Origin of the sequence: Prevotella sp. khp7 (genome assembly GCF_900109055.1) — a bacterium.
Classification (GTDB): domain Bacteria; phylum Bacteroidota; class Bacteroidia; order Bacteroidales; family Bacteroidaceae; genus Prevotella.
The window spans coordinates 360,993-385,506 of the sequence record NZ_FOIV01000004.1 but is presented as its reverse complement, the minus strand read 5'-3'; the positions used below and the strand labels follow the sequence as shown (position 1 = coordinate 385,506).

The following is a 24,514-nucleotide window of genomic DNA, read 5'->3' as shown; positions in this document are numbered from 1 at the left end:
GTTTACACGTAAGTCTCGAGAAACTTTACTTCGCCCTCGACCTTTACCTCGCTTGTGGTGGCGGGTAGTAACACTGTGTCACCCATTTGGAAAGGCATCTCCTCGCCATTGCAGATGAGACGGCCTTCGCCCTTTACGGCTATCAGGATGACAAATGAGTCGAGCTCGGAGTAATCGAGAGTCATGGGCTCGTTGAGGTCGTAAACGGCAGTGGTGAAGTAGGGACATGTAGCCACCTGTACGCCCTCGTTCTTTACAGGTTCGTATTCTGCACGGTAGTTGGGCAGTACAGTGTAGTCGATGCTCTCTGCGGCCTCTTTGGTGTGGAGCTCACGATAGTTGCCGTTTTTGTCCTTGCGCTTGAAGTCATAGATACGATAGGTTACATCGGATGTCTGCTGAATCTCGGCCACGAAACAACCTGCACCAATGGCGTGAATGCGGCCTGCGGGGATGAAGAACACGTCGCCCTCGTTTACCTCATAGCGTGCAAGTGCGTCGGTGATGGTGTCGTTCTCTACCATCTGCTTATATTGCTCGGGAGTAATCTGCTGTTTCAGTCCGTTGTAGAGTTGGGCACCAGGTGTGGGTTCTAGGGCATACCACATTTCTGTCTTGCCACGGCTCTTACCTTGGCGATGGGCTATCTCGTCGGTGGGGTGTACTTGGATGGAAAGGTCTTTTTGGGCATCGATAAACTTGATAAGTAGGGGAAACTCGTCGCCAAAACGCTCATAGTTTTCCTCGCCAACCAGTTGGCCTTTCAGTTCACGTACCAGCTGGTTCAGACTCTTGCCCTTATGTGGCCCGTTGGCTACAATGGTCTCGTTGTCTTTCACACCAGAGATTTCCCAGCTCTCGCCTACGTTCTCGCATCCCTCCGATAGCGAGCGCTCAAGTTGCGAGTCTAAATGTTTGAAGGGGATGATCTTGTCACCTCCCCATAGTGTCTGCTTCAGCAGCGGTTCAAATTTAATCATTGTTTTGGTTATATTAATTAATCAGTTTTCTTTCCAGAAACTTCGGGTGAATAGCACCAGCACGGTCATAATCTCTAAACGTCCCATGAGCATCAGTAGACAGAGAATCCACTTGATGTATTCGGGAAGAATCGACCACGACATGACGGGGCCTATCTGAGTGCCGAGGGTGGGGCCAACATTGCTGACACAACTCAAGGCTATGGTGATGGCGTTTGTATTGTCAATGCCTGCCACAATCATGATTGTGGCGGTGACGAGTATCATTAGCATGGTCAGTGTGAAGAAGGCGAAAAGCGTGATGAGCTTTGACTGCGGGATATTTTGGCCGTTTACCTTCACGGGCAGTACTGCATTAGGGTGCAGGCTCTGCCTGAAGTTGTTGCGTACTACCTTCAGCAGCATCACGCCACGAATGCACTTGAAACCACCACTTGTGCTACCGGCACATGCTCCGAGATACATCACGACGCCTAAAATCACCCAAGTGACATGAGGCCATGTTCCTGCATCTTCATTAAACATACCTGTGGTTGTCATGAATGATACCACTTGGAATAGGGCACTACGAAATGCATGTTCGAAATCGTAATCCATCCTGCTGATGAGCAGGTACATGATCCATAGCGTGGCACCAGCCATAATGCTGATGTAGAGCCTGAATTCGGAGTTTGTGAATAGCGATTTCAACTTCATCTTGAAGATTGTTATATATAATAAGGTGAAGTTGATACCAGACAGGAACTGGAATGTAATTGATATGTAGTCGATAGTGGGAGAGTGGAAAAACTCCGTACTCTCATTGTGGATGGAGAAACCGCCTGTGGCCGTTGTTGTCATCGAATAGTTCAGTGCTTCGAACCAGTTCATGCCTGCGGTCCAGAATGACAGGCCGCAAGCAAAGGTCAGGATGAGATATATGCTCCATATCCATTTTGCCGTCGTGCTGAGTCGCGGGTGCATCTTTGCCTTGATAGGGCCGGTGGCCTCTGCGGCAAACACCTTCACGCTACCACCTACCAGTGAAGGCAGGATGGCGATGGTGAAGAACACGATTCCCAAACCGCCTATCCATTGCATCAGCGAGCGCCAGAACAAAATGGCATGCGGCAGGCATTCCACGTCGTCGAGAATGGTTGCTCCTGTTGTTGAGAAGCCAGACATGGTTTCGAAATAGGCATCGGTCACGTTGGTGATGCTACCATGGATGAGGAAAGGGAACATGCCAAAGAACGAGAAAACCACCCAAGCCGCTGTCACCACCACATAGGCGTCGCGACGGCTGAGACTGTTTTCTGAGTTACGTCCTAAGTACAAGAAAAAGAAACCACTTCCGAACGTCAGCAACAACGACATCAAGAATGCCATCAGATCATCCTCGTGATACGAGAAAGCCATCAGGGCGCAACTCGACATGAAGAATGCCTCGATAAACAGCAGTGAGCCTATGATTTTGCTGATGATACGGAAGTTTACCATATCGCGTTTTTCTTAAAGAACTTCTCTATATGATTAAGTTTAGCCTCGTGGCAGAATACCATGACGGAGTCGCCTGCCTCGATTTGTGAGTTACCGTTCACGAGCATGCCCTGCCCCTTACGGACCAGTCCGCCAATGGTGACACCGAAAGGCATGCCCAAGTCTTTGACGGGCTTTTTGGTGACCTTTGATCCCTCAGCAGCCGTGAATTCTGCCACTTCTGCATCGACCAGCATCAGTGACCGTAGATTGTCGACATCTGCATCAAGCATCATCTGGAAGATGTGGCTCGCTGCTATGGTTTTCTTGTTGATGATTGTACCTATATCAAGGCTTTCGGCCATACTTACATAGTCGAGGTTCTCAACCATGGCAATGGTTTTACGCACACCTACCTTCTTTGCTGTCAGACAAGCCAGAATGTTGGTCTCGGCGTTGCCTGTCAGTGCCACAAAGGCCTGAGTGTTCCTGATGCCTTCTTCCTCAAGCAGGCCTAGGTCTCGTCCATCACCGTGTATTACCATTGTGTCGTTGTTCTCTAGCAGTTCGTTTAGCCTTTCGCAACGGGTAGCGTCTTTCTCTATGATTTTCACGTTCATATAGTCGGGCGCTGTCAGAGCAGCACGTACGGCAGTTTTTCCGCCCCCCATGATGATGACGTTTTTCACGTCAGTATAGTGCTCCTTACCCACAATCTTGCGGATGTAGGGTATGTAGTCCTTCGTTGTCATAAAGTAGGCGAGGTCGTTCACGCGCAGTTCATCCATACCTGCAGGGATAATCGTCTCTCCGCCACGCTTGATGGCTACGATGTGATAAGGATCGTCGGGGCCGCAAAGGTCTCTCAGCGGCAGATTCAGAATCTCGGCCGTCTCACGCAGTTTAATACCCAGCAGAATCAAGGCTCCATCATGCACATCCCAACGCTGACGTACCCACGACATCTTCAGTCCGTTGTTGATGTCGGTGGCAGCAAGCACTTCGGGATAGATAAGAGAGTCGAGCCCTAGGTTTTTGAAGAATGGCTGTAGGCTGGGCGACAGGTATTCATAGTTGTCGATACGCGCCACGGTTTTTTTAGCGCCCAGAGCATGAGCCAGTATGCAGGCATTGATGTTGGTGCTTTCCTCTGGAGTTACACCTACAAACAGGTCGGCATGGGGCGTACCAGCCTCTTTCAGTGCTTTAATGCTCGTGGGAAGTGCGCAATAAGTCATTACGTCGTACTCGCTGAGACCGCTCAGGCGATCCTCGTCAGCGTCTATCAGTACACAGTCCTGATGCTCGCGCGACAGCAGTTTCGACAGATGAGTTCCTACGGCACCTGCACCGACAATAACGATTTTCATATTTCTTTGATAGCCTTGATGATGCTTTCTTCGTCGAGTCCGACAATTTTCTGTAACTCGCAGACCTTACCATGTTCTACGAAGCTGTCGGGAAGACCCAGTCTCACGATGCGAGGTTCATAGCCGTGGTCGTTCATCCATTCCAGAACAGCTGATCCCAGTCCGCCGCTCTTTGTGCCATTCTCCACGGTGATAATTTTTTTGAACTTCTTGCCAACTTCTTCCAGAATATTTTCGTCGATGGGTTTCAGGAAACGCATATCGTAGTGAGCCACGCTGATAGTGTCGCCTTCTTGCCTCATCTGTTCTATGGCGCGTGTTACATTATTACCTATCGGACCGATGCTCAGTACTGCTACGTCGCTGCCGTCGTGCAGTTTGCGACCTGTGCCCACCTCGATTTCCTCCAACGGACAACGCCAGTCTTGCAACTCACCGCCGCCTCTGGGGTAACGGATTACGAACGGTCCCTTATTGGGCAACTGGGCTGTATACATCAGTCTGCGCAACTCGTGCTCGTCTAATGGCGAGGCAATTGTCAGGTTCGGTATGGGGCGCAGTGCTGCCAAATCGAAGGCACCATGGTGTGTGGGACCATCTTCGCCTACCAGCCCTGCGCGGTCGAAGCAGAACACCACGTTAAGATTCAGCAGGGCTACATCATGGATGATGTTGTCGAAGGCACGTTGTGCAAAGGCACTGTAGATATTACAGAACGGCAGAAGTCCGTCTTTGGCCATACCCCCAGAGAAGGTTACAGCATGTCCCTCTGCGATACCGACGTCGAAGGTGCGCGAAGGCATTTCCTTCATCATAATGTTCATAGAGCATCCACTGGGCATGGCGGGCGTCACACCCACGATTTTCGGATTCTGCTTGGCCAGCTCCAGCAGGGTATGTCCAAACACATCCTGATATTTCTGAGGTTTCGTGGGGTCGTTGTCCACAAGGCGCTCGCCCGTGTCAGGATTGAACTTGCCGGGAGCATGCCATACGGTCACGTCTTTTTCTGCGGGCGCATAACCATGTCCTTTCTGCGTGTGCAGATGGAGCAACTTTGGGCCCTTCATATCCTTCATCTGGCGTAGAATACGCACCAGCTCCTTCACGTCGTGTCCATCGAAGGGGCCGAAGTAGCGTATGTTCATTCCTTCAAAGATGTTCTGTTGGTGCGAGATGGCACTCTTCACGGCATTCGTCAGACGGATGATGCCCTTGCGGCGATCTTCGTTCAGCATGCCTTTGCCATGTAACCAGCGCGCGGCCTTGAAGCGTATGGCGTTATAGGTCTCGTTGGTACTCAGGTTCAGCAGATATTGTTTCATGCCGCCAACCGAACGGTCGATGGACATGTTGTTGTCGTTCAGGATAATCAGCAGGTCGTTGGGTGATGACGATACGTTGTTTAGACCTTCGAAAGCCAGTCCGCCACTCAGGGCGCCGTCGCCGATTACTGCCACCACATGGCGATTGTCTTTGCCCTCCAACTTGGCTGCCACAGCCATACCAAGGGCTGCTGATACAGAGTTGCTGGCATGTCCGCATGCAAATGTATCATACTCGCTCTCAATTGGCGATGGGAACGGCTTGATGCCGCCTAGTTTACGATTGGTACAGAATTGATCACGTCTTCCTGTTAATATTTTGTGACCATACGCTTGATGGCCCACATCCCATACAATACGGTCTTCGGGCGTGTCATACACATAATGCAGTGCCACGGTAATCTCTGCCACGCCAAGACTCGAAGCCAAGTGTCCGGGGTTTACTGCAACTTCCTCGATAATGTCGCGACGCAACTCATTGCAGAGTTGGGGTAACTCATCGACAGAGAGCTTACGCAAATCCTCAGGGTATTGGATCTTGTTTAAGAGTGTAAATTCAGTTTTTTCCACACAAATCATTGTTATTTTGGCGGCAAAGTTATACAATTTTTATCAAAATACAAAAAAAATCAGTATTTTTGCACCCTGAAATCTGAATAGAACTTAAATTATATATATGAGATACGGAATTATCGGCGTTGGTGCCATTGGTGGCTTTTATGGAAGTAAACTGGCTTATAGTGGGCAGGAGGTCCATTTTCTGTTGCATAGCGATTATCAGTTTGTGAAAGAACATGGTATGCAGGTGGATTCGTGCGACGGGTCATTCCATCTTGACCATGTGAATGTCTATCAGAATGTTGAAGATATGCCCAAGTGCGACGTCGTTCTTGTGGGATTGAAAACAACCAACAATCATCTGCTTGCTAAGTTGTTGCCGCCTCTACTTCACGAACATACCATTGTTGTACTTATCCAGAATGGCATCGGTGTTGAGGCCGATGTACAGCAGATGTTCCCTAAAACACAGCTTGTAGCAGGACTGGCGTTTATTTGCTCGGCCAAGACGGAGCCAGGACGTGTAAACCATCAGTGCTATGGTAGCATCAATCTTGGTAACTACTCTTGTAAGGATGAAGCACGCTTCCAGCAGATTTTAAACGATTTTACAAATGCGGGTGTTCAGGCAGCTTCCGTACCTTACGAAGAAGCTCGCTGGAAAAAGGCTGTCTGGAACATGCCCTTCAATGGCATGACCGTAGCTCTTGACACGCAGACCGATCTCCTGTTGAAGAATCCCACCACCCGTCAGCTCATCCGCGACCTGATGATGGAGGTGATTGGAGCTGCTCAGCATTTGGGTGTGACAGGTCTTACCGAGGCGTTTGCCGACAAGATGATTGAGACCACCGACGTTATGACACCCTATTCACCTTCGATGAAACTCGACTACGATTTCCACCGTCCGATGGAGATTCACTATCTTTACAGTCGGCCTATAGAAATAGCCCGCGCAGCAGGTTATCGCATGCCTAAACTTGAGATGCTTGAGGCCGAATTGCGTTTCAAGGAGCAGGCTTGATTTTCTTTCTATAATAAATGCTAAAAGGTTTGGTAGTTACATAAAAACTTCATATTTTTGCAGAAAGTTTAATGACTGCACCTAAAATATGAAATATGTCGCCTTGCCATTTACCGAAACCCGTCGCCTGTCGTTCTATCTGGCGATGGAGGAGTATGTGGCGCGCCATTTCGACGAACCCGACTACTTCTTTATGTGGCAGGTAGAACCAACGGTTATCATCGGGCGTAATCAAGTGCTTGAGAATGAGGTGAATATTGATTACTGCCGTAGTCGTGATATCAAGGTGTTTCGTCGCAAAAGCGGAGGAGGCTGCGTTTATGCCGATAGAGATAACGTGATGCTTTCATTTGTCTCTTCTGAGGAAAATGTCGGTCTGGCTTTCAACCATTTTATCAATATGGTGTTGCTCGTGCTCAGAAAGATGGGCATCGAGGCCACAGGCACCAGTCATAACGATGTGCTGATTGGCAATCGTAAGGTGTGTGGCACAGCCTGTTATCATTTGAATGGCCGTAGCATCGTACACTCAACCCTGCTCTACGATACTAATATGGATCACATGCTCCAAGCCATTACCCCAGGACCTGAAAAGTTGGAGAAAAAGGGCATTCAGAGCGTGCGTCAGCGCATCACCTTATTAAAAAATCATACATCGTTCTCTCTCTGCGAAGTGAAGGCGTTGATTCGCGACACTTTATGTGTGGGTGAGCGTGTGCTTACCGCCGAGGAGGTGAGCGGAATAGAGCAGTTGGAACAGCAGTATTTTCGTGAAGACTATATCAAACAATTACAATAATCTATGGCAATCAAACAAGAAATAGAAAAGAAAGAGAAGCGTACTTGTCTTTATGACAAGCATATCTCATTGGGAGCTACGATGGTCACCTTCGGCGGCTTCGACATGCCCCTATTATATCAGTATGCAGGCATTGCGCCCGAGCATCTGGCCGTGCGCGAGAAGGTGGGTCTGTTTGATGTATCTCACATGGGCGAGGTCACAGTGAAGGGGCCGGATGCTGAGCGTTATGTGCAGCACATTTTCACCAACGATGTTGCAGATGCCCCTGTTGGCAAAATTTACTATGGTATGATGTGCTATGAGAACGGAGGCACTGTTGACGATCTGTTGGTATATAAGATGGGTGAGAACGATTTCTTTCTCGTTATCAATGCCGCCAACATCGATAAAGACTGGGCTTGGATGCTGCAACAGGCCGAAGGTTTCGACATAGATTTGCAGAACCGCTCCGACTATTATGGTCAGATAGCAGTTCAAGGTCCTGAGGCAGAGCATACCGTCGAGGTGGTGCTGGGACTGCCTTGTGCCGAACTCACTTTTTATACTTGTAAGGTTATAGGCGATGTCATCATCTCCCGAACAGGTTATACTGGTGAGGATGGCTTTGAAATCTATGCCTCTCACGACTACATCCGTGACTGCTGGGACAAACTCATTGCTGCTGGAGTACAACCCTGTGGCTTAGGTTGTCGCGACACCCTGCGCTTCGAAGTCGGCCTGCCTCTCTATGGCGATGAGCTTTCTGAGGACATCACCCCCGTGATGGCTGGTCTTACACTGTTTGTAAAGTTTGACAAGCCTGAGTTCGTTGGCCGTGAGGCTTTGTTAAAGCAGAAGACCGAAGGCCCTCAGAAAAAACTTGTGGGTATCGAACTCTTCGACAAGGCCATCCCCCGTCATGGCTATACTGTACTGAATATGAATGACGAGCCAATTGGCGAGGTAACGACAGGCTATCACACCTTGTCAACCGACAAGAGCGTATGTATGGCACTTATCGACGCTGCCTATGCTAAACTTGATACCGAGGTGCAGATTCAGATCCGTAAGAAGGTATTCCCTGGTAAAGTGGTCAAAAAACAATTCTATAACAAAAGCTATAAAAAATGAGTAAGGTAATTGAAGGGCTCTACTACTCGGAGTCACACGAATTTGTAAGAGTAGAAGGTAACGTTGGTTTCGTAGGAATCACAGACTATGCCCAGAATGCATTAGGTAATGTGGTTTATGTAGATATGCCCGAGATTGACGACGAGGTAACGGCAGGTGAGGAGTTTGGAGCTGTTGAGAGTGTTAAGGCTGCCAGCGACTTGATCTCACCCGTCAGTGGAACCGTTATCGAGATTAACGAGGCTCTTGAGGATGAACCCGAGCTCATCAACCAGGATGCTTTCGAGAACTGGATCATCAAAGTCGAACTCAGCGACAAGTCCGATCTCGACAACCTCATGGATGCAGCTGCTTACGAAAAGTTCTGCGAGAAATAATTTATTAGGCACGGATTCTTAGTTCGTCCAGGAATCCGTGCCAAAAAGAATATTTTATGGAATATAAATATTTCCCCCATACAGAGGATGACCTGCAGGCGATGATGGCGAAGGTTGGGGTGGATAGCCTTGATGGCTTATATGCTCAGATTCCAGAGACCATCCGTTTCAAGGGCGACTATGAGATGCCGCTTTCTATGAGTGAGCAGGAGGTGCGTCAGGTGTTCGAGAAACTCGGCAACGAGAACAGACAGCTTACCTGTTTTGCTGGCATGGGTGTCTACGATCATTACACCCCGTCAGTCATTCCCAGTCTGCTGCAACGCTCCGAGTTCCTCACCTCCTATACTCCCTATCAGGCAGAAATCTCACAAGGTACGCTTCACTACATCTTCGAGTATCAGAGTATGATGGCTGAACTTACGGGTATGGACATATCCAATGCCTCGATGTATGATGGTACCACAGCCTGTGCCGAGGCCATGATGATGGTTGTTGCCGCAGGTAAGAAACAGAACAAGGTGCTTGTTTCGGGTTGCCTCAACCCTCAGAATCTCAAGGTACTTAAGACCTATGCCCTCCATCGGGACATAGAAGTTGAGGTGTTGCCAGTCCGCGATGGTGTTACTAGCCTAGACGATGTGAAGACCCGTCTTGCTGAAGGCGGTTATGCCGGTGTCATCGTTCAGCAGCCTAATGTCTATGGTATCGTGGAAGACTTTACAGGCTTTGCTGATGCCTGTCATGAGCAGAAAGCCCTCTTGGTAATCGATAGTGTTGCTGCCGACCTCGCTGTATTGAAGACCCCAGGAGAATGGGGGGCTGATATCGCCGTTGGCGATGGTCAGAGTCTTGGTATACCTATGCAGTTCGGTGGTCCTTACGTGGGCTATATGTGTTGCACAGAGAAACTCATCCGTAAAATGCCAGGTCGTATCGTCGGCATGACCAAAGATAATCGTGGCCAACGCGCCTTCGTGCTCACTCTCCAGGCCCGCGAGCAGCACATCCGTCGACAGAAAGCCACATCAAACATCTGTTCCAACCAGTCTTTGATGGCGCTCTTTGTAACGGTTTATATGTCGCTCATGGGACGTCAGGGCTTGAAAGAAGCTGCAGAGCTCTCCTATGCTGGTGCTCATTACCTCTGTGACGAACTACTGAAAACGGGGCGCTTTAAACTGGCTTACGACCAGCCGTTTTTCAATGAGTTTTTTGTGAAGTACGATGGCGATGTTGATACGCTCTATCAGCGCTTCATCGAAGCAGGGATCCTTGGTGGTGTCCGTATCGAAGATGGCTTACTTTTCACTGTCACAGAGAAGCGTACGAAAGAAGAAATTGATAACCTCGTAAAAGTTGCTGGATTATGAATAGTCGACTTTATGGAAATCTGATTTTCGAACTCTCGAAAGAGGGCCGTAAAGGCTATAGTCTGCCAAGAAACAATTATGGCACTTATGAGATTCCTGCCTCGATGCGGCGTGCTGAGGAGGCAGCCCTGCCCGAATGCGATGAGTTGACGGTGGTACGTCACTATACCAACCTCTCTAACAATAATTTTGGTGTCGATACCGGCTTCTACCCCCTCGGCTCGTGTACAATGAAGTACAATCCGAAGATTAACGAGGAAATGGCTGCTCAGCCGCAGTTCCAGAACCTGCATCCCCTGCAGCCCGAACATACCGTTGTCGGTGCTAGGGCGCTTGTCATCCTGTTGGAGAAGTCGCTCTGTGCTCTCACAGGATTGGCTCACTTTACTTTCAAACCCTATGCTGGTGCCCATGGCGAGCTCACAGGTTTGATGGTGATCGATAACTATCACCGCTCACGTGGCGACATGGCCCGTAAGAAAGTGATCGTGCCCGACTCTGCCCATGGAACCAATCCTGCCTCGGCAGCTGTCTGCGGATTAGAGATTGTTGAGGTGAAATCATTGGCTAATGGTCAGGTGGATTTCGAGGACCTGCAGCGTATTGTCGCTGAGCAGGGCGCTGAGATTGCCGCTATGATGATGACCAATCCCAATACGTTGGGCCTTTTTGAGACCCGCATCCCTGAGATTGCAAAGCTCATCCATGACTGTGGCGGACTGATGTACTATGATGGGGCGAACCTCAACCCGATGCTCGGTGCCTGCCGTCCTGGTGATATGGGTTTCGACGTGATGCACATCAACCTCCACAAGACGTTCTCTACGCCTCATGGCGGTGGCGGTCCCGGTTCCGGTCCTGTGGGTGTACGTGAAGGCTTACAGGAACACTTTCCTTTCGTATCGCCCTATCATGGCAATTTCGGTGTCATGATGCGCGCCTATGCCTATATTCTCTCATTGGGGCGCGATCAGGTCAAGATGGTTGGTCCTTTGGCTACGCTTAATGCCAATTACATCAAGGAGTCGTTGAAGGATGTCTATGAACTTCCCATCGACACCACATGCTGTCATGAGTTCGTGTTCGACGGTCTGAAGGATAAAAGTACGGGTGTCACCACGATGGATATCGCCAAGCGTTTGCTCGACTACGGCTATCATGCCCCCACCATCTATTTCCCGCTGCTCTTTCACGAGAGTCTCATGATTGAACCTACAGAGAATGAGTCGAAGGAGACACTCGATGGTTTTATCACCGTGATGCGTCAGATAGCAGAGGAAGCTAAAGCCGATCCAGAGTTGGTGAAGTCGGCAGCCCACACGACGCCTATCGGCCGTGTCGACGATGTCCTTGCTGCCAAGCATCCCGTAACAACGTATAAACAGTTGAGGAATGAACAAAACTGATTTGATTATCATCGGCGCGGGCCCTGGCGGTTACCGCGCCGCAGAATATGCTGCTAAGCAGGGACTGAAGGTTACGATTTTCGAAGGCGATGAGGTGGGAGGTACTTGCCTCAATGTAGGTTGCATCCCCACGAAGACCTACGTCCATTCTAAAACGTTTGCCGAGGCCCGTGAGCGCATGACTCAGGTGGTGTCCCAGCTCCGTCAGGGCGTCGAGGGAATCCTGTCGCATCCTAATATCACACTGGTGCGCGAGAAGGGCGTTTTCATTGATGCCCATACGGTAAACGACTTCACTGCCCCTAACATCATTATTGCAACAGGTTCCGAAACCAAATGGCTTCTTATTGAGGGCGTTAAGACCGATTCGCGTGTGGTCGATTCCACTGGCTTGCTTAACCTTAACACCCAACCAAAGCGTCTTGTGATTATCGGTGCAGGTGTCATTGGTATGGAGTTCGCCAGCGTCTTTAATCGCTTCGGCTCCGAGGTAACGGTGATTGAATACCTGAAAGAGTGTCTGCCAGCCCTCGATAGCGATATTGCCAAGCGTCTCCGTAAGACGCTTGAGAAACGTGGCATCACCTTCAATATGAAGACCGCCGTACAGAACCTTGCCGATATCGATGCCGACGTTATTCTGATGGCTACAGGTCGTAAACCCCGTGTGCAGGCTGATTTTTCCAAGGCTGGCATTGAGTTTGATGAGCGTAAAGGTGTAGCTGTAGATGATAACTTCAAAACTACCGTGAATGGCATTTATGCCATTGGAGATGTGAACGGCCGTCAGATGTTGGCCCATGCTGCCGAGATGCAGGCCGTCCACGCCGTCAACCAGATTCTAGGTAAGGAAGATGGTATCCGTTTTGATATCATGCCTGCTGCAATTTTTACAGAACCAGAGGCAGCTTGCGTAGGATCTACGGAAGATCAGCTTAAGGAACAAGGTGTCGCTTATACCTGTCGGAAATCTTTCTGGCGTGCCAACGGCAAGGCCCTTGCCATGGGGGAGACCGAGGGATTGCTGAAACTTTTTGTGGCCGATGATGGTCTGATACTCGGCTGTCATGCCTATGGCGCTCATGCTGCTGATATTATCCAGGAGGTCTCGGTCCTGATGTGCAAGCACACAACTGTCACAGAACTGGCTGACATGGTCCACATTCACCCGACATTGTCTGAAATATTAAAAAACGCTGCAGAAAACTAATCTGCAGCGTTTTTTAATATGTCTTCTACCACTTTGGGGAAGTGTTTCATTTCGAGTTGGTGCTCTTTCTCGGCGATGTCATCAACAGTGTCATCGGGGGAGAGGGCTACTTTGAACTGGGCAATGATCTCACCCGCATCGCAGACGGGAGTAACCCAATGGACGGTCATGCCTGTCTCCGTCTCGCCAGCAGCCTTCACAGCCTCGTGTACATGGTGCCCCCACATGCCTTTGCCGCCATATTTGGGCAATAGGGCAGGGTGGATGTTGATGATCTTATGGGGATAGGCCTCAATCAGAAAATCGGGTATCAGTGGCAACCAACCTGCTAAGACAATGAAACCGATGTCGTACTTCTGAAGCAGAGGGAGCATGACATCGGGATTGTGGAGGTCGGCCTTCGGCGCTACTGCCGTGGGCACGCCTAAACGCTCGGCACGGACCAGTGCGTAGGCATCAGGCTTATTACTGACAACGAGAGCGCAATGTACGCTCTCGGAGTCAGAAAAGTATTTTATCAGGTTTTCGCAGTTAGTACCGCCGCCTGAAACAAAAATCGCTATATTCATACTAAATGTTCAATCAAATCGGCGCGGTCGCCAGGAAGCATGTCGATGACAGGAATCTCAACCATGGTGTAGCATCCAGGCTGTAGGCGCATTGATGCACGGGCCACGTTGACAAGAACCTGACCTGTCAGGGCGGGGTTGTTGATTGACATGTTGAACTCGAGGCGCTGGTTCTGGGTCTTACCACTCACACCCTTGCGAACAAGGTTTACGCCATGACCCATATCGCGCACGTCGTCGACGCTTTCTACCTGGAATACGTGGGTTTCGTCGCTGGCGAAATAAGGATCGGCTTTGATATCCTTAGTCACATCTTCGAGTTTGGCACCCTCTTCGAGCTCTACGTATACCATACGGCGGTGGATGCCCTCACCGAGGGGAATGGTCATGGAGAGCGCATTCTTGACACCCTTCTTAGAACGTACGCATACGCTGTGACCCATTGACATACCAGGGCCGAAGTTGGTGTAGCTCAGTCCTTTGGGAGCGAGGCTCTGCATCAGGGTGCGTACGATAGAGTCGGAACCTGGATCCCAACCTGCAGCAATCACGCTGACGGTATTAGTTTCCTGATTGAGCTTCATCAGACGCTCACGGTAGCCACGGATATTGGTGTGGATGTCGAAAGAATCGACAGTGTTGATGCCGAGGGGCAGAATCTGGTTGGCATACTCCTCACAGCTACGGGTTGGGGTGGCCAGAATGGCTACGTCTACATCCTTAAGGTCGCGGATGTCTTTCACTACTTCGTACTGTGCGAGTTCTGCAGGCTTGTTCTCAGCGCCATTGCGGCGTACGATACCTGCTACTTCCATGTCGGGGGCTGTCTCCAGTGCCTCGAGTGCATACTTACCAATGTTGCCGTAACCTACGACGGCTACTCTGATCTTCTTCATATCTTTTATAGTCTTTGTTTAAAATTTCCTCGTTTGCGGTTGCAAAAGTAATGCTTTTCTATTAAATACGTTACAAATTGACGAAATAAATTATCTAAAAACTTTCAATATGTGATAAATCGCAAGCTTATGCACCCGAAATACAATAAATTGTTAGTAAAGCACGTTTAAATAGGTGTATATATACAAAAGTGTAAGTTATGATAGAATACATTAAGGGGGAACTGACCGAACTGACCCCTGCCTTGGCAACCATTGAGGCGGCCGGTATTGGTTATGGACTGAATATCTCGCTCAACACGTTCAGTGCCATTCAAGGAAAGAAAGAAGTGAAGCTTTATGTCTATGAAGCTATTCGAGAGGATGCTCATGTTCTCTTCGGGTTTGTGAGCAAGAAGGAACGCGAAATGTTTCTCCTGCTGATTACCGTGAATGGTGTAGGGGCTAATACGGCGCGTATGATGCTCTCGGGTATGAGTGTGTCCGAGTTATGCAATGCCATATCTACGGGTAATGCGCGACTGATACAGAACGTGAAGGGTATTGGAAAGATGACTGCCCAGCGCATCATCGTTGACCTGAAGGAGAAGATTGTGTCGCTTGGCATTGCCGAGGAGATACCGAGTGGCGGGCAAATCAGTGTGCCGGTAAACAATCAGGTGAAGGACGAGGCCGTGTCGGCTCTCACGATGTTGGGCTTTGCCCCGGCTCCCTCGCAGAAGGTAGTGCTTGCCATTCTGCAAGAACAACCTGATGCCCCTGTGGAACAAGTTGTGAAGTTAGCATTAAAGATGATTAAATAGTAAATTTATAGGCACGGATTAACACGGCTCTCTTATGGAGAGACACTGCTTTTTCTCGCAAAGAGCCGTGTCTTTATTTATAAAGCTGTGTTAATCCGTGCCAAAATTATTCAATGAATCGCTATATTGGAATACTCTTGGCTGTTTTTCTCGCGTGCGTGAGCGCGCGGGCACAAAAGCCGACTCTCAGGATGCCCGATAACATCCGTGAGACGGTGGAGTATGACGACCAGCGAAACATGTACTACGTGGGACAGAAGTTGGGCAACACTTACCTTACCGTCCCTACGCCCATGACACCAAAGGAATATCAGAAGTGGGTGGAGGCCAAGGCCCTGCGCGAATTCTTCCGACAGAAAGATTCTACCAGTCTGCAGACGGGCGGTAAAGACAAGTTCTCATTCTCAGAAATGCATTTCGACCTTGGACCTGCCGAGAAGATCTTCGGTCCTGGTGGCGTGCGCATCAAGACACAGGGAACGGCCGAGCTGAAGGTTGGAGGGAATATCAAGAATATCGACAACCCCTCGTTGCCCATTCGTAACCGTAAGACCACGGCCTTCGACTTCGACGAGAAGATTAACCTCAATGTGAATGGCAGGGTGGGCGACAAAGTGAACATGAACCTGAACTACAACACCGACGCAACCTTCGACTTCGATACGCAGAACTTGAAAATAAAATACGAGGGCAAGGAAGACGAGATCATCAAACTCGTAGAAGCAGGTAACGTAAGTTTTCCTTCCAATAACTCGCTTGTCAAAGGTGCCAGTAGCCTTTTTGGTGTACGTACCGACATGCAGTTTGGCAGACTGAAACTGCAGACGGTGCTCTCGCAGAAAAAGTCATCGACCAAAAGTGTATCTTCCAAGGGTGGTGTACAGACAACAGCTTTCGAACTCGATGTGGCCGATTATGAGGAGAACCGCCACTTCTTCCTGTCGCATTATTTCCGTGACCGCTACGATCAGGGCATGTCAACACTGCCCAATCTCACGACGGGTATTGAGATCAAGCGCGTGGAGATATGGGTGACCAACAAGACGGGAACTACCTCGAACACACGTAATATCATTGCCCTGACTGATTTGGGCGAGAACCGGCGGCTGAGCAACGGTATATGGCACACCACAGGTCAGAGCGTGCCGGGCAATGGCGCCAACGACGAGTATGCCGTCTTAGCGAATAACTATGCCGAGGCACGCGACATAGATATGACAAACACCGTGCTGGGAGGCATTGCGGGTTTTGAGAACGGCGTGGACTATGAGAAACTGTCGAGCGCCCGCCTGTTGACTTCCTCAGAATATTCTATCAACAAGGCGCTTGGCTATGTATCGCTGAGAATGGGACTGCAGACCGATCAGGTGCTGGCTGTGGCCTACGAGTTTACATCGGGTGGCGTAACCTATCAGGTCGGTGAGTTTGCTGCCGATCTGACCGATACCAAGAGCGCCCTCTTCGTGAAGTCTCTGAAGAACACTTCGAACACCCCTGCTCAAGGCAACTGGCAGCTGATGATGAAGAACGTGTATTATCTGGCGTCGCAGGTGGAGAAGAGCAAGTTCCGACTCGACATTAAGTTCCAGAGCGACACGGCAGGTGTCTATCTCACCTATATCCCCGATGAACGCGTCAAGAACACAACGCTTCTGAAACTCCTGGGCTGCGACCGTTTGGATAATAACAATAAGCCTAATCCCAATGGCTATTTCGACTTTGTAGAGGGCTATACCGTGAGCGACGGTCGTGTGTTCCTGCCCTCTGCAGAGCCTTTTGGCAACTATCTGCGCAAGAAACTCCAGGCCGCAGGTCTCGACTCGGTCACAGCCGGAAAGTATGTCTTCTCAGAACTTTATGATCAGACAAAGACCATAGCCAGGCAGACGGCAGAGAAAGACAAGTATCTGCTTGTGGGTCAGTATAAGGGCACCTCGGCCAACGTCATCTCCCTTGGTGCCTATAACGTGCCTCAGGGTTCGGTCGTCGTCACTGTTGGTGGCATGGTGCTCACTGAGGGCTCTGACTATACGGTCGATTACAATGCGGGCGAAGTGACCATTCTGAATCAGAGTATCATCGACGCTGGAACTAACGTCAATGTATCGCTTGAGTCGAATACCGAGTATGGCATGCAGCGCAAGACGATGGTGGGTGTGAACTGGGAATACGACTTCTCGAAGAGTTTCCAGATAGGCGGTACGCTGATGCATCTTCATGAGCAGGCCCTTACCTCGAAAGTGGCCATGGGATCGGAACCTCTGAGCAACACAATCTGGGGACTGAGTATGAACTGGAAACAAGAGAGCCAATGGCTTACCTCAATGCTTAACAAGATTCCCTTCCTGCACGTAAAAGAACCCTCGCATATCTCGTTTACGGGCGAGTTTGCTCAGCTTGTTGCGGGTACGGCCCGTGGCACACAGGATAATGCCTCGTATATCGACGACTTCGAGAATACGAAGAGCTACATAGACCTGAGCAACCCCAAGTCGTGGACCCTCTCGAGCGTGCCCTCCATGTTTCAGGAGAGCAGCGACAAAACAGGTGTCAGCAGTGGCATGAACCGTGCCCTACTGGCGTGGTATAACGTTGACCCGATCTTCACCCGTCGTAGTAGCACGCTCACGCCGGCTCACATTAAGAGTGATTTGGAACAGCTCTCCAACCACTACGTGCGTGAGGTGTATGTGAAGGAACTCTATCCCAACCGCGACCAGAGTACCTATAACGGCGCCACTTCTACGCTCTCGGTGCTCAACCTGGCATTCTATCCCCAGGAGCGAGGTCCTTACAATCTGACGCTTGGACTGAACAGCGACGGTTCGCTGCTACAACCAGAGACGAAGTGGGGCGGCATGATGCGACGTATCGATACCAACGACTTCGAACAGGCCAATATCGAGTATATTGAGTTTTGGATGCTCGATCCCTTTATCTATACCCGTCAGGACGGTACGGCTTCCGAGTATAGCGGTGATCTCTATTTTAATCTGGGTGAGGTGAGCGAGGACATTTTGCGCGATGGCAAGAAGTTCTACGAGAGCGGCATGCCCGTTGATGGCAGTCAGGCTTTTACCACCACCCAGTGGGGTAAGATTCCCCAGCAGACCACGCAGACCTATGCCTTTGCTACCACCTCGGGTTCGCGCCGCCAACAGGATGTGGGATTCAATGGTCTCACTGACGATGAGGAACGTCAGTATGGTGCCTATCGTGAGTGGCTCGACGCCGTAAGTGGCATGATTACTAACGACAGCATCCGCACGGCATGGCAGAACGACCCTGCAGGCGATGACTACCACTACTTCCGTGGTCGTGACTACGATGCCGAGCAGAAGAGTATCCTCGACCGTTATAAACGCATCAACAACCCTCAGGGCAACTCACCCGACTCTGACCAGCAGACCGAGGGCTACGACACCAGCTATAAGAGTGGGCCTGATGTGGAAGACATCAACCAGGACTATACCCTCAACGAGTATGAACGCTATTACCAGTACAAGGTGCGCATCTCGCCAGAGGTCCTTGATGCCTACCGTAATGGGGTGGCTCCCGACGACTGTTATATCACCGATATGCGTACCAGCAACGTGAAGCTTCGCAATGGTCAGACCACCGACGTGAACTGGTATCAGTTCCGCATCCCTCTCTCTGACTATGAGAGCAAGGTGGGCTCTATCAGTGACTTCACCAGTATTCGTTTCGTGCGTATGTTCATGACAGGTTTCCAGCGCCCCATCGTGTTGCGCTTCGGCTCGCTCGATCTGGTGCGTGGCGAGTGGCGCGTCTACAAGCAGAGCCTGAATACCTCAGCGGCTGAAGGCGGAACGCTGGAGGTTAGTGCAGTAAACATTGAGGAGAACAACGACAAAGTGCCTGTCAACTATGTACTGCCACCTGGCATCAGTCGGGTTACTGACCCTTCGCAGCCCCAGCTGGTAGAAAACAATGAGCAGGCTCTCGACATGGTGGTCAAGGAATTGCAGCGTGGCGAGTCGAAGGCCGTCTATCGTAATATGAACCTCGACTTGCGGCAGTACAAGCATATGCAGATGTTTACCCATGCCAACCATCTCGTGCCCGATGTTACAGGTCTGCAGGATCATCAGTTAGCCGTGTTCATCCGTCTGGGCAGTGACTATAAGAACAATTACTATGAATATGAGATACCACTCGAACTGACACCCGATCGCAGTGACTACAGCCGTTATTCCACGGCCGACCGCCGTATGGTGTGGCCCGAGGCCAATATGCTCTACATCAACCTTGACGTGTTCACCCGTTTGAAGAAGGCACGTAACCATGCGAAGGCATCGGGCGCAGCTGCTTATAATCGCCTCTATAGTGAATATGACGCCGAACACCCGTCAAACACGATCAGTATTCTCGGTAATCCTACGTTGGGCGAGGTGAAGGTGATGATGATAGGTGTACGTAACATCTCGGGCGAGGTGAAGTCGGGTGAGGTGTGGGTCAATGAGTTGCGCCTGCTCGATACCAACAACGATGGCGGTTGGGCAGCCTCAGGCACCATGAACGTGCAGCTTTCCGACTTCGGCATGGTGAACCTCTCGGGCCGTTATATCAGCGATGGCTTCGGCGGTTTGGAGGAAGGGGTGATGCAGCGGTCTACCGACACTCAGAAAGAATACTCGGTCACCACTTCGCTCGAGTTGGGTAAGTTCTTCCCCGACAAAGCCAAGGTGAGCGCTCCCCTCTATTATTCTGTGACGAAAGAGGAGACGCGTCCCCGCTACAATCCGCTCGATTCCGACATGCGTCTTGACGAAGCCCTCGACGGTGCTGCCGACCGCCATGAGCGCGACAGTATAGAGTCGATAGCCGTCACCAAGACCCGTAATACCAACTTCTCGCTCTCTAATGTGCGCTGGGGACTGAAAACCAAGCGCCATCCGATGCCCTACGATCCAGCTAATTTCTCATTCTCCTACAGCCACGCCCACCGCAATACCTCGGGCAAGACTACAGTCTATGAGCGTGAGGATCAGTGGCGCGGTGCCCTTAACTACAGCTACTCGCCGGTGTATAAAAGCTGGGAGCCTTTCAAGAACCTGAAAGGCAGGTCGAAGTGGCTGAACCTTCCTAAGGCGCTGGGCTTCAACTTCCTGCCCCAGAACATTGCCTTTAACTCTGAGATGACGCGCAACTACTACGAGCTTCAGGAGCGCGACCTCGAGAATCTGGAAAGCCAGAAGTTGCCCCTCACGTTCTCGGAACAGTTCCTCTGGAACCGCGACTTCTCCGTGCGCTGGGATTTCACGAAGAACCTGCACTTCAACTTCCAGAGTGCCACGCGTGCCGAGATAGAGGAACCTTATACCCCCATCAACAAAGACCTTTATCCCGACCAGTATCATGCTTGGAAAGACTCTGTGAAGCAGAGCATCCGTAACTGGGGTACACCGCTAGATTATCAGCAGCAGGTGACGGCCTCTTATCAGTTACCACTCAACAAGTTGCCTATCTTTGACTGGGTAAACAGCGACGCCTCTTACAGTGCCCACTATACATGGGTTCGTGGAACGGAACTCGACAACGGTACCTCGCTGGGCAATACAGTCACGAGTAACCGCAACCTCAATATCAATGGCTCGTTCAATCTCGAGACGCTCTACAACCATTCGCCGTTCCTTAAGAAGGTGAACGAACGTTTCCGTAAGGCTCCCTCTGTATCAAGACAGAGCGTGAAGGCCGTAAGTAGCAAGGCTACATCAGGGAATCCCGAAGAAAAGCTGTTGCCAAAGAACAAAAATGCCTATCAGCGTGAAATAACCCTCAAGACCGATACCACCCTGATAGTGGCCCATAACAAGAATTCCAAGCGTCTCATCGTGTCGGCCCGTACCAAGGATGGCCGCCTCTATGAGTTAAAGTACAAGGTCGTCGATCAGAACAGGATACTTATCAAGAACCGCGACACTGTGCAGCTGAAACTCAGCATCACCGCCAAGCCTTCGTCGGAGAACGAGTGGTGGTATAAGCCTGCCCAGAATGTGGCCCGCGTGCTCATGATGCTGCGTTCTGTCAACGTCAGCTACCGCACCCAATACGCCATGCACCTGCCAGGCTTCCTGCCTTGTGTCGGTGATATGCTGGGGCAACGCACGGGCAGTGTCATGTCGCCGGGACTCGACTTCGCTTTCGGCTTGATGGGCGACGGCTATATCGATAAAGCCATGGACAACCGCTGGCTGCTTATGAACGACAGCGTCGCCACGCCTGCCACCATCAATAGTACGAAAGACCTGCAGATACGTGCCGTACTGGAACCTGTCCGCGATCTGAAGATCGACCTTAATGCCTCACGTACCGACAACCGTTCGCAGAGCATCCAATATATGTATGAAGGGCGCCCCACCACCTATAGCGGCTCGTTCAACATGACCACCATCTCTCTTCGTGGTGCCCTGGCAGGCATGGGCAATGCCAACAGCGGCTACCACTCTTCGGCCTTCAACCATTTCCTTGATGTGCTGACGGGCTTCCAGGCAGGAGCCGACAAACCCTATGCCGCCGAGGTGCTGGTACCGGCCTTCCTCTCAGCCTATACTACGGGAGCAGGTAAGTCGCGCGCCATTTTCCCCGCCATCACACGCTTGCTGCCCAACTGGACCATCCGTTATAGCGGACTTTCTAAACTGCCTTGGGTGCAGGAACATCTCAAGAGTCTGAATCTGAATCATGCTTATAAAAGCGTCTATAGTGTGGGCGGCTATACCTTGCCCAGCATCCCCACCGTCAGCATCAACGAGTCGTTCTCGCCCTTGCTGGGTGTCGATGCCACCTTCCACAACGACCTTACGGCTAAGATGGAATACCGCACTACTCGTACGCTCAACCTTTCGATGACCAGCATCCAGCTCAACGAGGCTCTCAGTCGCGATTGGGTGGTTGGTCTTGGATATAAAATCAAGGACTTCAATATCTTCGGAACCAAGGGCAACCGCGTGGTGAAGAAAGCGCAGACAGGCAAAGGCAGTCGCAGCTCACAGCGCTCTGCTGCCGCCACACAGTCGTCGAAGACTGGTGTGAACCACGATCTGAACCTGCGCCTCGATATCTCCATGCGCAAGCAGGCGGCCATCACCCGCGACATCGCCTCTGGCGTGTCATCGGCCTCCAGCGGCAACTCTGCCTTTAAACTCTCCTTCATGGCCGACTATACCCTTTCGCGCCTGCTCACGCTCACCGCCTACTATGACCAGCAGACCAACACGCCGCTGCTTTCTTCATCGAGCTATCCCACCACAACCTACGACTTCGGGCTCTCTATGAAATTCTCGCTTACCCGATAATAATCGGTTTGTGACATTGTCATTTCATAGCGCTTTGTCTGCCATGGAACGGCCCGCTTATTGACAGAGACTATTTGAACGATTACAATTTAGACTAAATTGCTGACCAATTTAGTCTATTTTGCTCTGCAATTTAATCTAAATTGGTTTGCAAAATAATCCAAATTACATTTAAGGGTGTAATGAATGCCATGACGGGTGCCTATGTCTGTCGGACAAAGCACCTGTCATTGTCAATTATATAAGGGGTATATGGATGGCGTTTGCCTTCCTTGCCAGAATACTTAATTACTTGTCGTAAGCGTGGAGGGGGTAGTCGGTGGTATAGTGGAGACCGCGACACTCCTTGCGCTCCAAGGCCCAGCGGGTGATGAGATAGCCCACGTTGATCATGTTGCGCAGTTCGCAGATGTCTTTCGATGCCTTTACACGCTTGAAGAGGCGCTCGGTCTCCTCGTAGAGCATGTCGAGGCGGTCCCAGGCGCGATGCAGGCGCAGGTCGGAGCGAACGATGCCCACGTAGTTCGACATAATCTGGTTGACCTCTTTGACGCTCTGGGTGATGAGCACCTGTTCCTCGTTGGTCATCGTACCCTCGTCGTTCCACTCAGGCACCTTCTCGTTGAAGTCGTAGAGATCGATATGTGCCAGTGAGTCCTTGGCAGCCGTTTCAGCATAGACTACGGCCTCGATGAGAGAGTTGGATGCCAGACGGTTGCCGCCGTGCAGACCGGTGCAAGAACACTCGCCGAGGGCATAGAGGCGCTCGATGGAGGTCTGTCCGTTGAGGTCGACCTTGATGCCGCCGCACATGTAGTGGGCTGCAGGACGTACGGGGATATAGTCGGTAGTGATGTCGATGCCGATGGAGAGGCACTTCTGGTAGATGTTGGGGAAGTGCTTGCGGGTTTCTGCGGGATCCTTATGGGTGACGTCGAGGCACACGTGGTCGAGGCCGTGGATCTTCATCTCCTTATCGATGGCGCGGGCCACGATGTCGCGTGGTGCCAGCGACAGACGCTCGTCGTATTTCTCCATGAATGTCTCGCCGTTGGGCAGCTTCAGGATGCCGCCATAGCCGCGCATGGCCTCGGTGATGAGGTAGGCGGGATGTGTCTCCTTAGGATTGTGGAGCACGGTGGGGTGGAACTGCACGAACTCCATGTCGGCAACCGTTCCCTTGGCACGGTAGACCATGGCGATGCCGTCGCCAGTGGCGATGACGGGATTTGAGGTGGTCATGTAGACCGCACCACAGCCGCCGGTACACATCACGGTGACCTTCGACAGGTAGGTGTCGACCTTCTGTGTGTCGGGATTGAGCACGTAGGCGCCGTAGCAGTGGATGTAAGGCGAGCGGCGGGTGACCTTGGCACCCAGATGGTGCTGGGTGATGATTTCAACGGCGAAGTGGTTCTCCTTGACAGTGATGTTCGGGTCGTGGCGCACTGCCTCCATCAGTCCGCGCTGTATCTCGGCACCGGTGTCGTCGGCATGGTGGAGGATGCGGAACTCAGAGTGCCCGCCCTCACGATGCAGGTCGAACTGACCGTTACTCTTCTTGTCGAAGTTAACGCCCCAGTTGACGAGCTCACGTATCTGTTCAGGTGCCTGGCGTACTACCTGCTCTACGGCCTGTCGGTCGGAGATGTAGTCACCCGCAATCATGGTGTCCTCGATGTGCTTGTCGAAGTTGTCGAGCTCGAGGTTGGTGACCGATGCTACGCCACCCTGTGCGAAAGAGGTATTGGCCTCGTCGAGCGAGGTCTTGCAGATCATGCAGACACGGCCCTTCTGGGCCCTTGCCACCTTGAGGGCATAGCTCATACCAGCCACACCAGCACCTATCACGAGAAAGTCGTATTTGTAAACCATCTGTTGACTTGTTTTGTTCTGTTATCTGCTGCAAAGGTAACAAAAAAGTGAAAAAGTAA

General features: G+C 51.0%; 16 protein-coding genes. 9 read left to right on the top strand and 7 right to left on the bottom strand.

The genetic code is table 11. The features are described 5' to 3' along the window. Positions 1-2: 2 nt before the first annotated feature. The 4 genes from BMX82_RS11925 to dxs are packed head-to-tail and all read right to left on the bottom strand — an operon-like array spanning position 3 to position 5,703. Complete coding sequence (locus tag BMX82_RS11925; protein WP_036909773.1) at positions 3-980, bottom strand: type I phosphomannose isomerase catalytic subunit; 978 nt, start codon at positions 978-980, stop codon at positions 3-5. Between the two features lie 21 nt (positions 981-1,001). Further along, a complete protein-coding gene (locus BMX82_RS11920; RefSeq protein WP_036909772.1) occupies positions 1,002-2,459 on the bottom strand; it encodes a TrkH family potassium uptake protein in 1,458 nt (485 codons plus the stop codon). Continuing rightward, positions 2,453-3,808 (bottom strand): Trk system potassium transporter TrkA, encoded by a 1,356-nt coding sequence (trkA, locus tag BMX82_RS11915; protein ID WP_091769263.1) that lies wholly within the window; start codon positions 3,806-3,808, stop codon positions 2,453-2,455. The genes BMX82_RS11920 and trkA overlap by 7 nt, the downstream gene beginning before the upstream one ends. Continuing rightward, positions 3,805-5,703: a 1-deoxy-D-xylulose-5-phosphate synthase gene (gene dxs / locus BMX82_RS11910; RefSeq protein WP_036910130.1), complete on the bottom strand. Its 1,899-nt coding sequence runs from the start codon at positions 5,701-5,703 to the stop codon at positions 3,805-3,807. Before dxs ends, trkA begins: the two co-directional genes overlap by 4 nt. Positions 5,704-5,809: 106 nt before the next feature. Here dxs and BMX82_RS11905 point away from each other — a divergent pair, with 106 nt between their 5' ends. The 7 genes from BMX82_RS11905 to BMX82_RS11875 all read left to right on the top strand — a co-directional run bounded on the left by BMX82_RS11905 (position 5,810) and on the right by BMX82_RS11875 (position 12,993). Beyond that, positions 5,810-6,715 (top strand): putative 2-dehydropantoate 2-reductase, encoded by a 906-nt coding sequence (locus BMX82_RS11905; protein WP_091769257.1) that lies wholly within the window; start codon positions 5,810-5,812, stop codon positions 6,713-6,715. 88 nt (positions 6,716-6,803) lie between these two features. Continuing rightward, the gene (locus BMX82_RS11900) at positions 6,804-7,514 is read left to right on the top strand and encodes a lipoate--protein ligase family protein (protein ID WP_091769254.1); all 711 of its coding nucleotides are present in this window, start codon (positions 6,804-6,806) and stop codon (positions 7,512-7,514) included. A gap of 3 nt (positions 7,515-7,517) precedes the next feature. Continuing rightward, the gene (gene gcvT, locus BMX82_RS11895; RefSeq protein ID WP_036909768.1) at positions 7,518-8,627 is read left to right on the top strand and encodes a glycine cleavage system aminomethyltransferase GcvT; all 1,110 of its coding nucleotides are present in this window, start codon (positions 7,518-7,520) and stop codon (positions 8,625-8,627) included. Continuing rightward, complete coding sequence (gene gcvH / locus BMX82_RS11890) at positions 8,624-9,004, top strand: glycine cleavage system protein GcvH (RefSeq protein WP_036909767.1); 381 nt, start codon at positions 8,624-8,626, stop codon at positions 9,002-9,004. Before gcvT ends, gcvH begins: the two co-directional genes overlap by 4 nt. Before the next feature lie 56 nt (positions 9,005-9,060). After that, complete coding sequence (gene gcvPA / locus BMX82_RS11885; RefSeq protein WP_091769251.1) at positions 9,061-10,377, top strand: aminomethyl-transferring glycine dehydrogenase subunit GcvPA; 1,317 nt, start codon at positions 9,061-9,063, stop codon at positions 10,375-10,377. Then, the gene (gcvPB, locus tag BMX82_RS11880) at positions 10,374-11,783 is read left to right on the top strand and encodes an aminomethyl-transferring glycine dehydrogenase subunit GcvPB (protein WP_091769249.1); all 1,410 of its coding nucleotides are present in this window, start codon (positions 10,374-10,376) and stop codon (positions 11,781-11,783) included. The genes gcvPA and gcvPB overlap by 4 nt, the downstream gene beginning before the upstream one ends. Beyond that, positions 11,770-12,993, top strand: a complete 1,224-nt coding sequence (locus tag BMX82_RS11875) for a dihydrolipoyl dehydrogenase family protein (RefSeq protein ID WP_091769246.1) — start codon at positions 11,770-11,772, stop codon at positions 12,991-12,993. Before gcvPB ends, BMX82_RS11875 begins: the two co-directional genes overlap by 14 nt. Here the strand turns inward: BMX82_RS11875 and BMX82_RS11870 are convergent. Further along, positions 12,990-13,562: a phosphoribosylglycinamide formyltransferase gene (locus tag BMX82_RS11870; protein WP_091769243.1), complete on the bottom strand. Its 573-nt coding sequence runs from the start codon at positions 13,560-13,562 to the stop codon at positions 12,990-12,992. The genes BMX82_RS11875 and BMX82_RS11870 overlap by 4 nt on opposite strands. After that, positions 13,559-14,458: a diaminopimelate dehydrogenase gene (locus BMX82_RS11865; RefSeq protein WP_036909762.1), complete on the bottom strand. Its 900-nt coding sequence runs from the start codon at positions 14,456-14,458 to the stop codon at positions 13,559-13,561. Before BMX82_RS11865 ends, BMX82_RS11870 begins: the two co-directional genes overlap by 4 nt. A 200-nt stretch (positions 14,459-14,658) precedes the next feature. Between BMX82_RS11865 and ruvA the strand changes: the two genes are divergently transcribed. Both ruvA and sprA read left to right on the top strand, forming a co-directional pair. Further along, positions 14,659-15,261, top strand: coding sequence for a Holliday junction branch migration protein RuvA (ruvA, locus tag BMX82_RS11860; RefSeq protein WP_091769240.1), 603 nt, complete (start codon positions 14,659-14,661; stop codon positions 15,259-15,261). Between the two features lie 113 nt (positions 15,262-15,374). Beyond that, positions 15,375-22,580 (top strand): T9SS outer membrane translocon Sov/SprA, encoded by a 7,206-nt coding sequence (sprA, locus tag BMX82_RS11855; protein ID WP_091769237.1) that lies wholly within the window; start codon positions 15,375-15,377, stop codon positions 22,578-22,580. A gap of 288 nt (positions 22,581-22,868) precedes the next feature. Here the strand turns inward: sprA and nadB are convergent, their stop codons facing one another. Next, complete coding sequence (nadB, locus tag BMX82_RS11850) at positions 22,869-24,455, bottom strand: L-aspartate oxidase (RefSeq protein ID WP_036909757.1); 1,587 nt, start codon at positions 24,453-24,455, stop codon at positions 22,869-22,871. Positions 24,456-24,514: the final 59 nt, after the last annotated feature.

Bases quoted from the DNA above. Each gene is read 5' to 3' on its own strand.
- BMX82_RS11900 (WP_091769254.1), top strand. From the start codon at position 6,804: ATGAAATATGTCGCCTTGCCATTTACCGAAACCCGTCGCCTGTCGTTC.
- BMX82_RS11875 (WP_091769246.1), top strand. From the start codon at position 11,770: ATGAACAAAACTGATTTGATTATCATCGGCGCGGGCCCTGGCGGTTAC.
- gcvH (WP_036909767.1), top strand. From the start codon at position 8,624: ATGAGTAAGGTAATTGAAGGGCTCTACTACTCGGAGTCACACGAATTT.
- BMX82_RS11920 (WP_036909772.1), bottom strand. From the start codon at position 2,459: ATGGTAAACTTCCGTATCATCAGCAAAATCATAGGCTCACTGCTGTTT.
- BMX82_RS11905 (WP_091769257.1), top strand. From the start codon at position 5,810: ATGAGATACGGAATTATCGGCGTTGGTGCCATTGGTGGCTTTTATGGA.
- nadB (WP_036909757.1), bottom strand. From the start codon at position 24,455: ATGGTTTACAAATACGACTTTCTCGTGATAGGTGCTGGTGTGGCTGGT.
- trkA (WP_091769263.1), bottom strand. From the start codon at position 3,808: ATGAAAATCGTTATTGTCGGTGCAGGTGCCGTAGGAACTCATCTGTCG.
- BMX82_RS11865 (WP_036909762.1), bottom strand. From the start codon at position 14,458: ATGAAGAAGATCAGAGTAGCCGTCGTAGGTTACGGCAACATTGGTAAG.
- ruvA (WP_091769240.1), top strand. From the start codon at position 14,659: ATGATAGAATACATTAAGGGGGAACTGACCGAACTGACCCCTGCCTTG.
- BMX82_RS11870 (WP_091769243.1), bottom strand. From the start codon at position 13,562: ATGAATATAGCGATTTTTGTTTCAGGCGGCGGTACTAACTGCGAAAAC.
- gcvT (WP_036909768.1), top strand. From the start codon at position 7,518: ATGGCAATCAAACAAGAAATAGAAAAGAAAGAGAAGCGTACTTGTCTT.
- gcvPA (WP_091769251.1), top strand. From the start codon at position 9,061: ATGGAATATAAATATTTCCCCCATACAGAGGATGACCTGCAGGCGATG.
- gcvPB (WP_091769249.1), top strand. From the start codon at position 10,374: ATGAATAGTCGACTTTATGGAAATCTGATTTTCGAACTCTCGAAAGAG.
- sprA (WP_091769237.1), top strand. From the start codon at position 15,375: ATGAATCGCTATATTGGAATACTCTTGGCTGTTTTTCTCGCGTGCGTG.
- BMX82_RS11925 (WP_036909773.1), bottom strand. From the start codon at position 980: ATGATTAAATTTGAACCGCTGCTGAAGCAGACACTATGGGGAGGTGAC.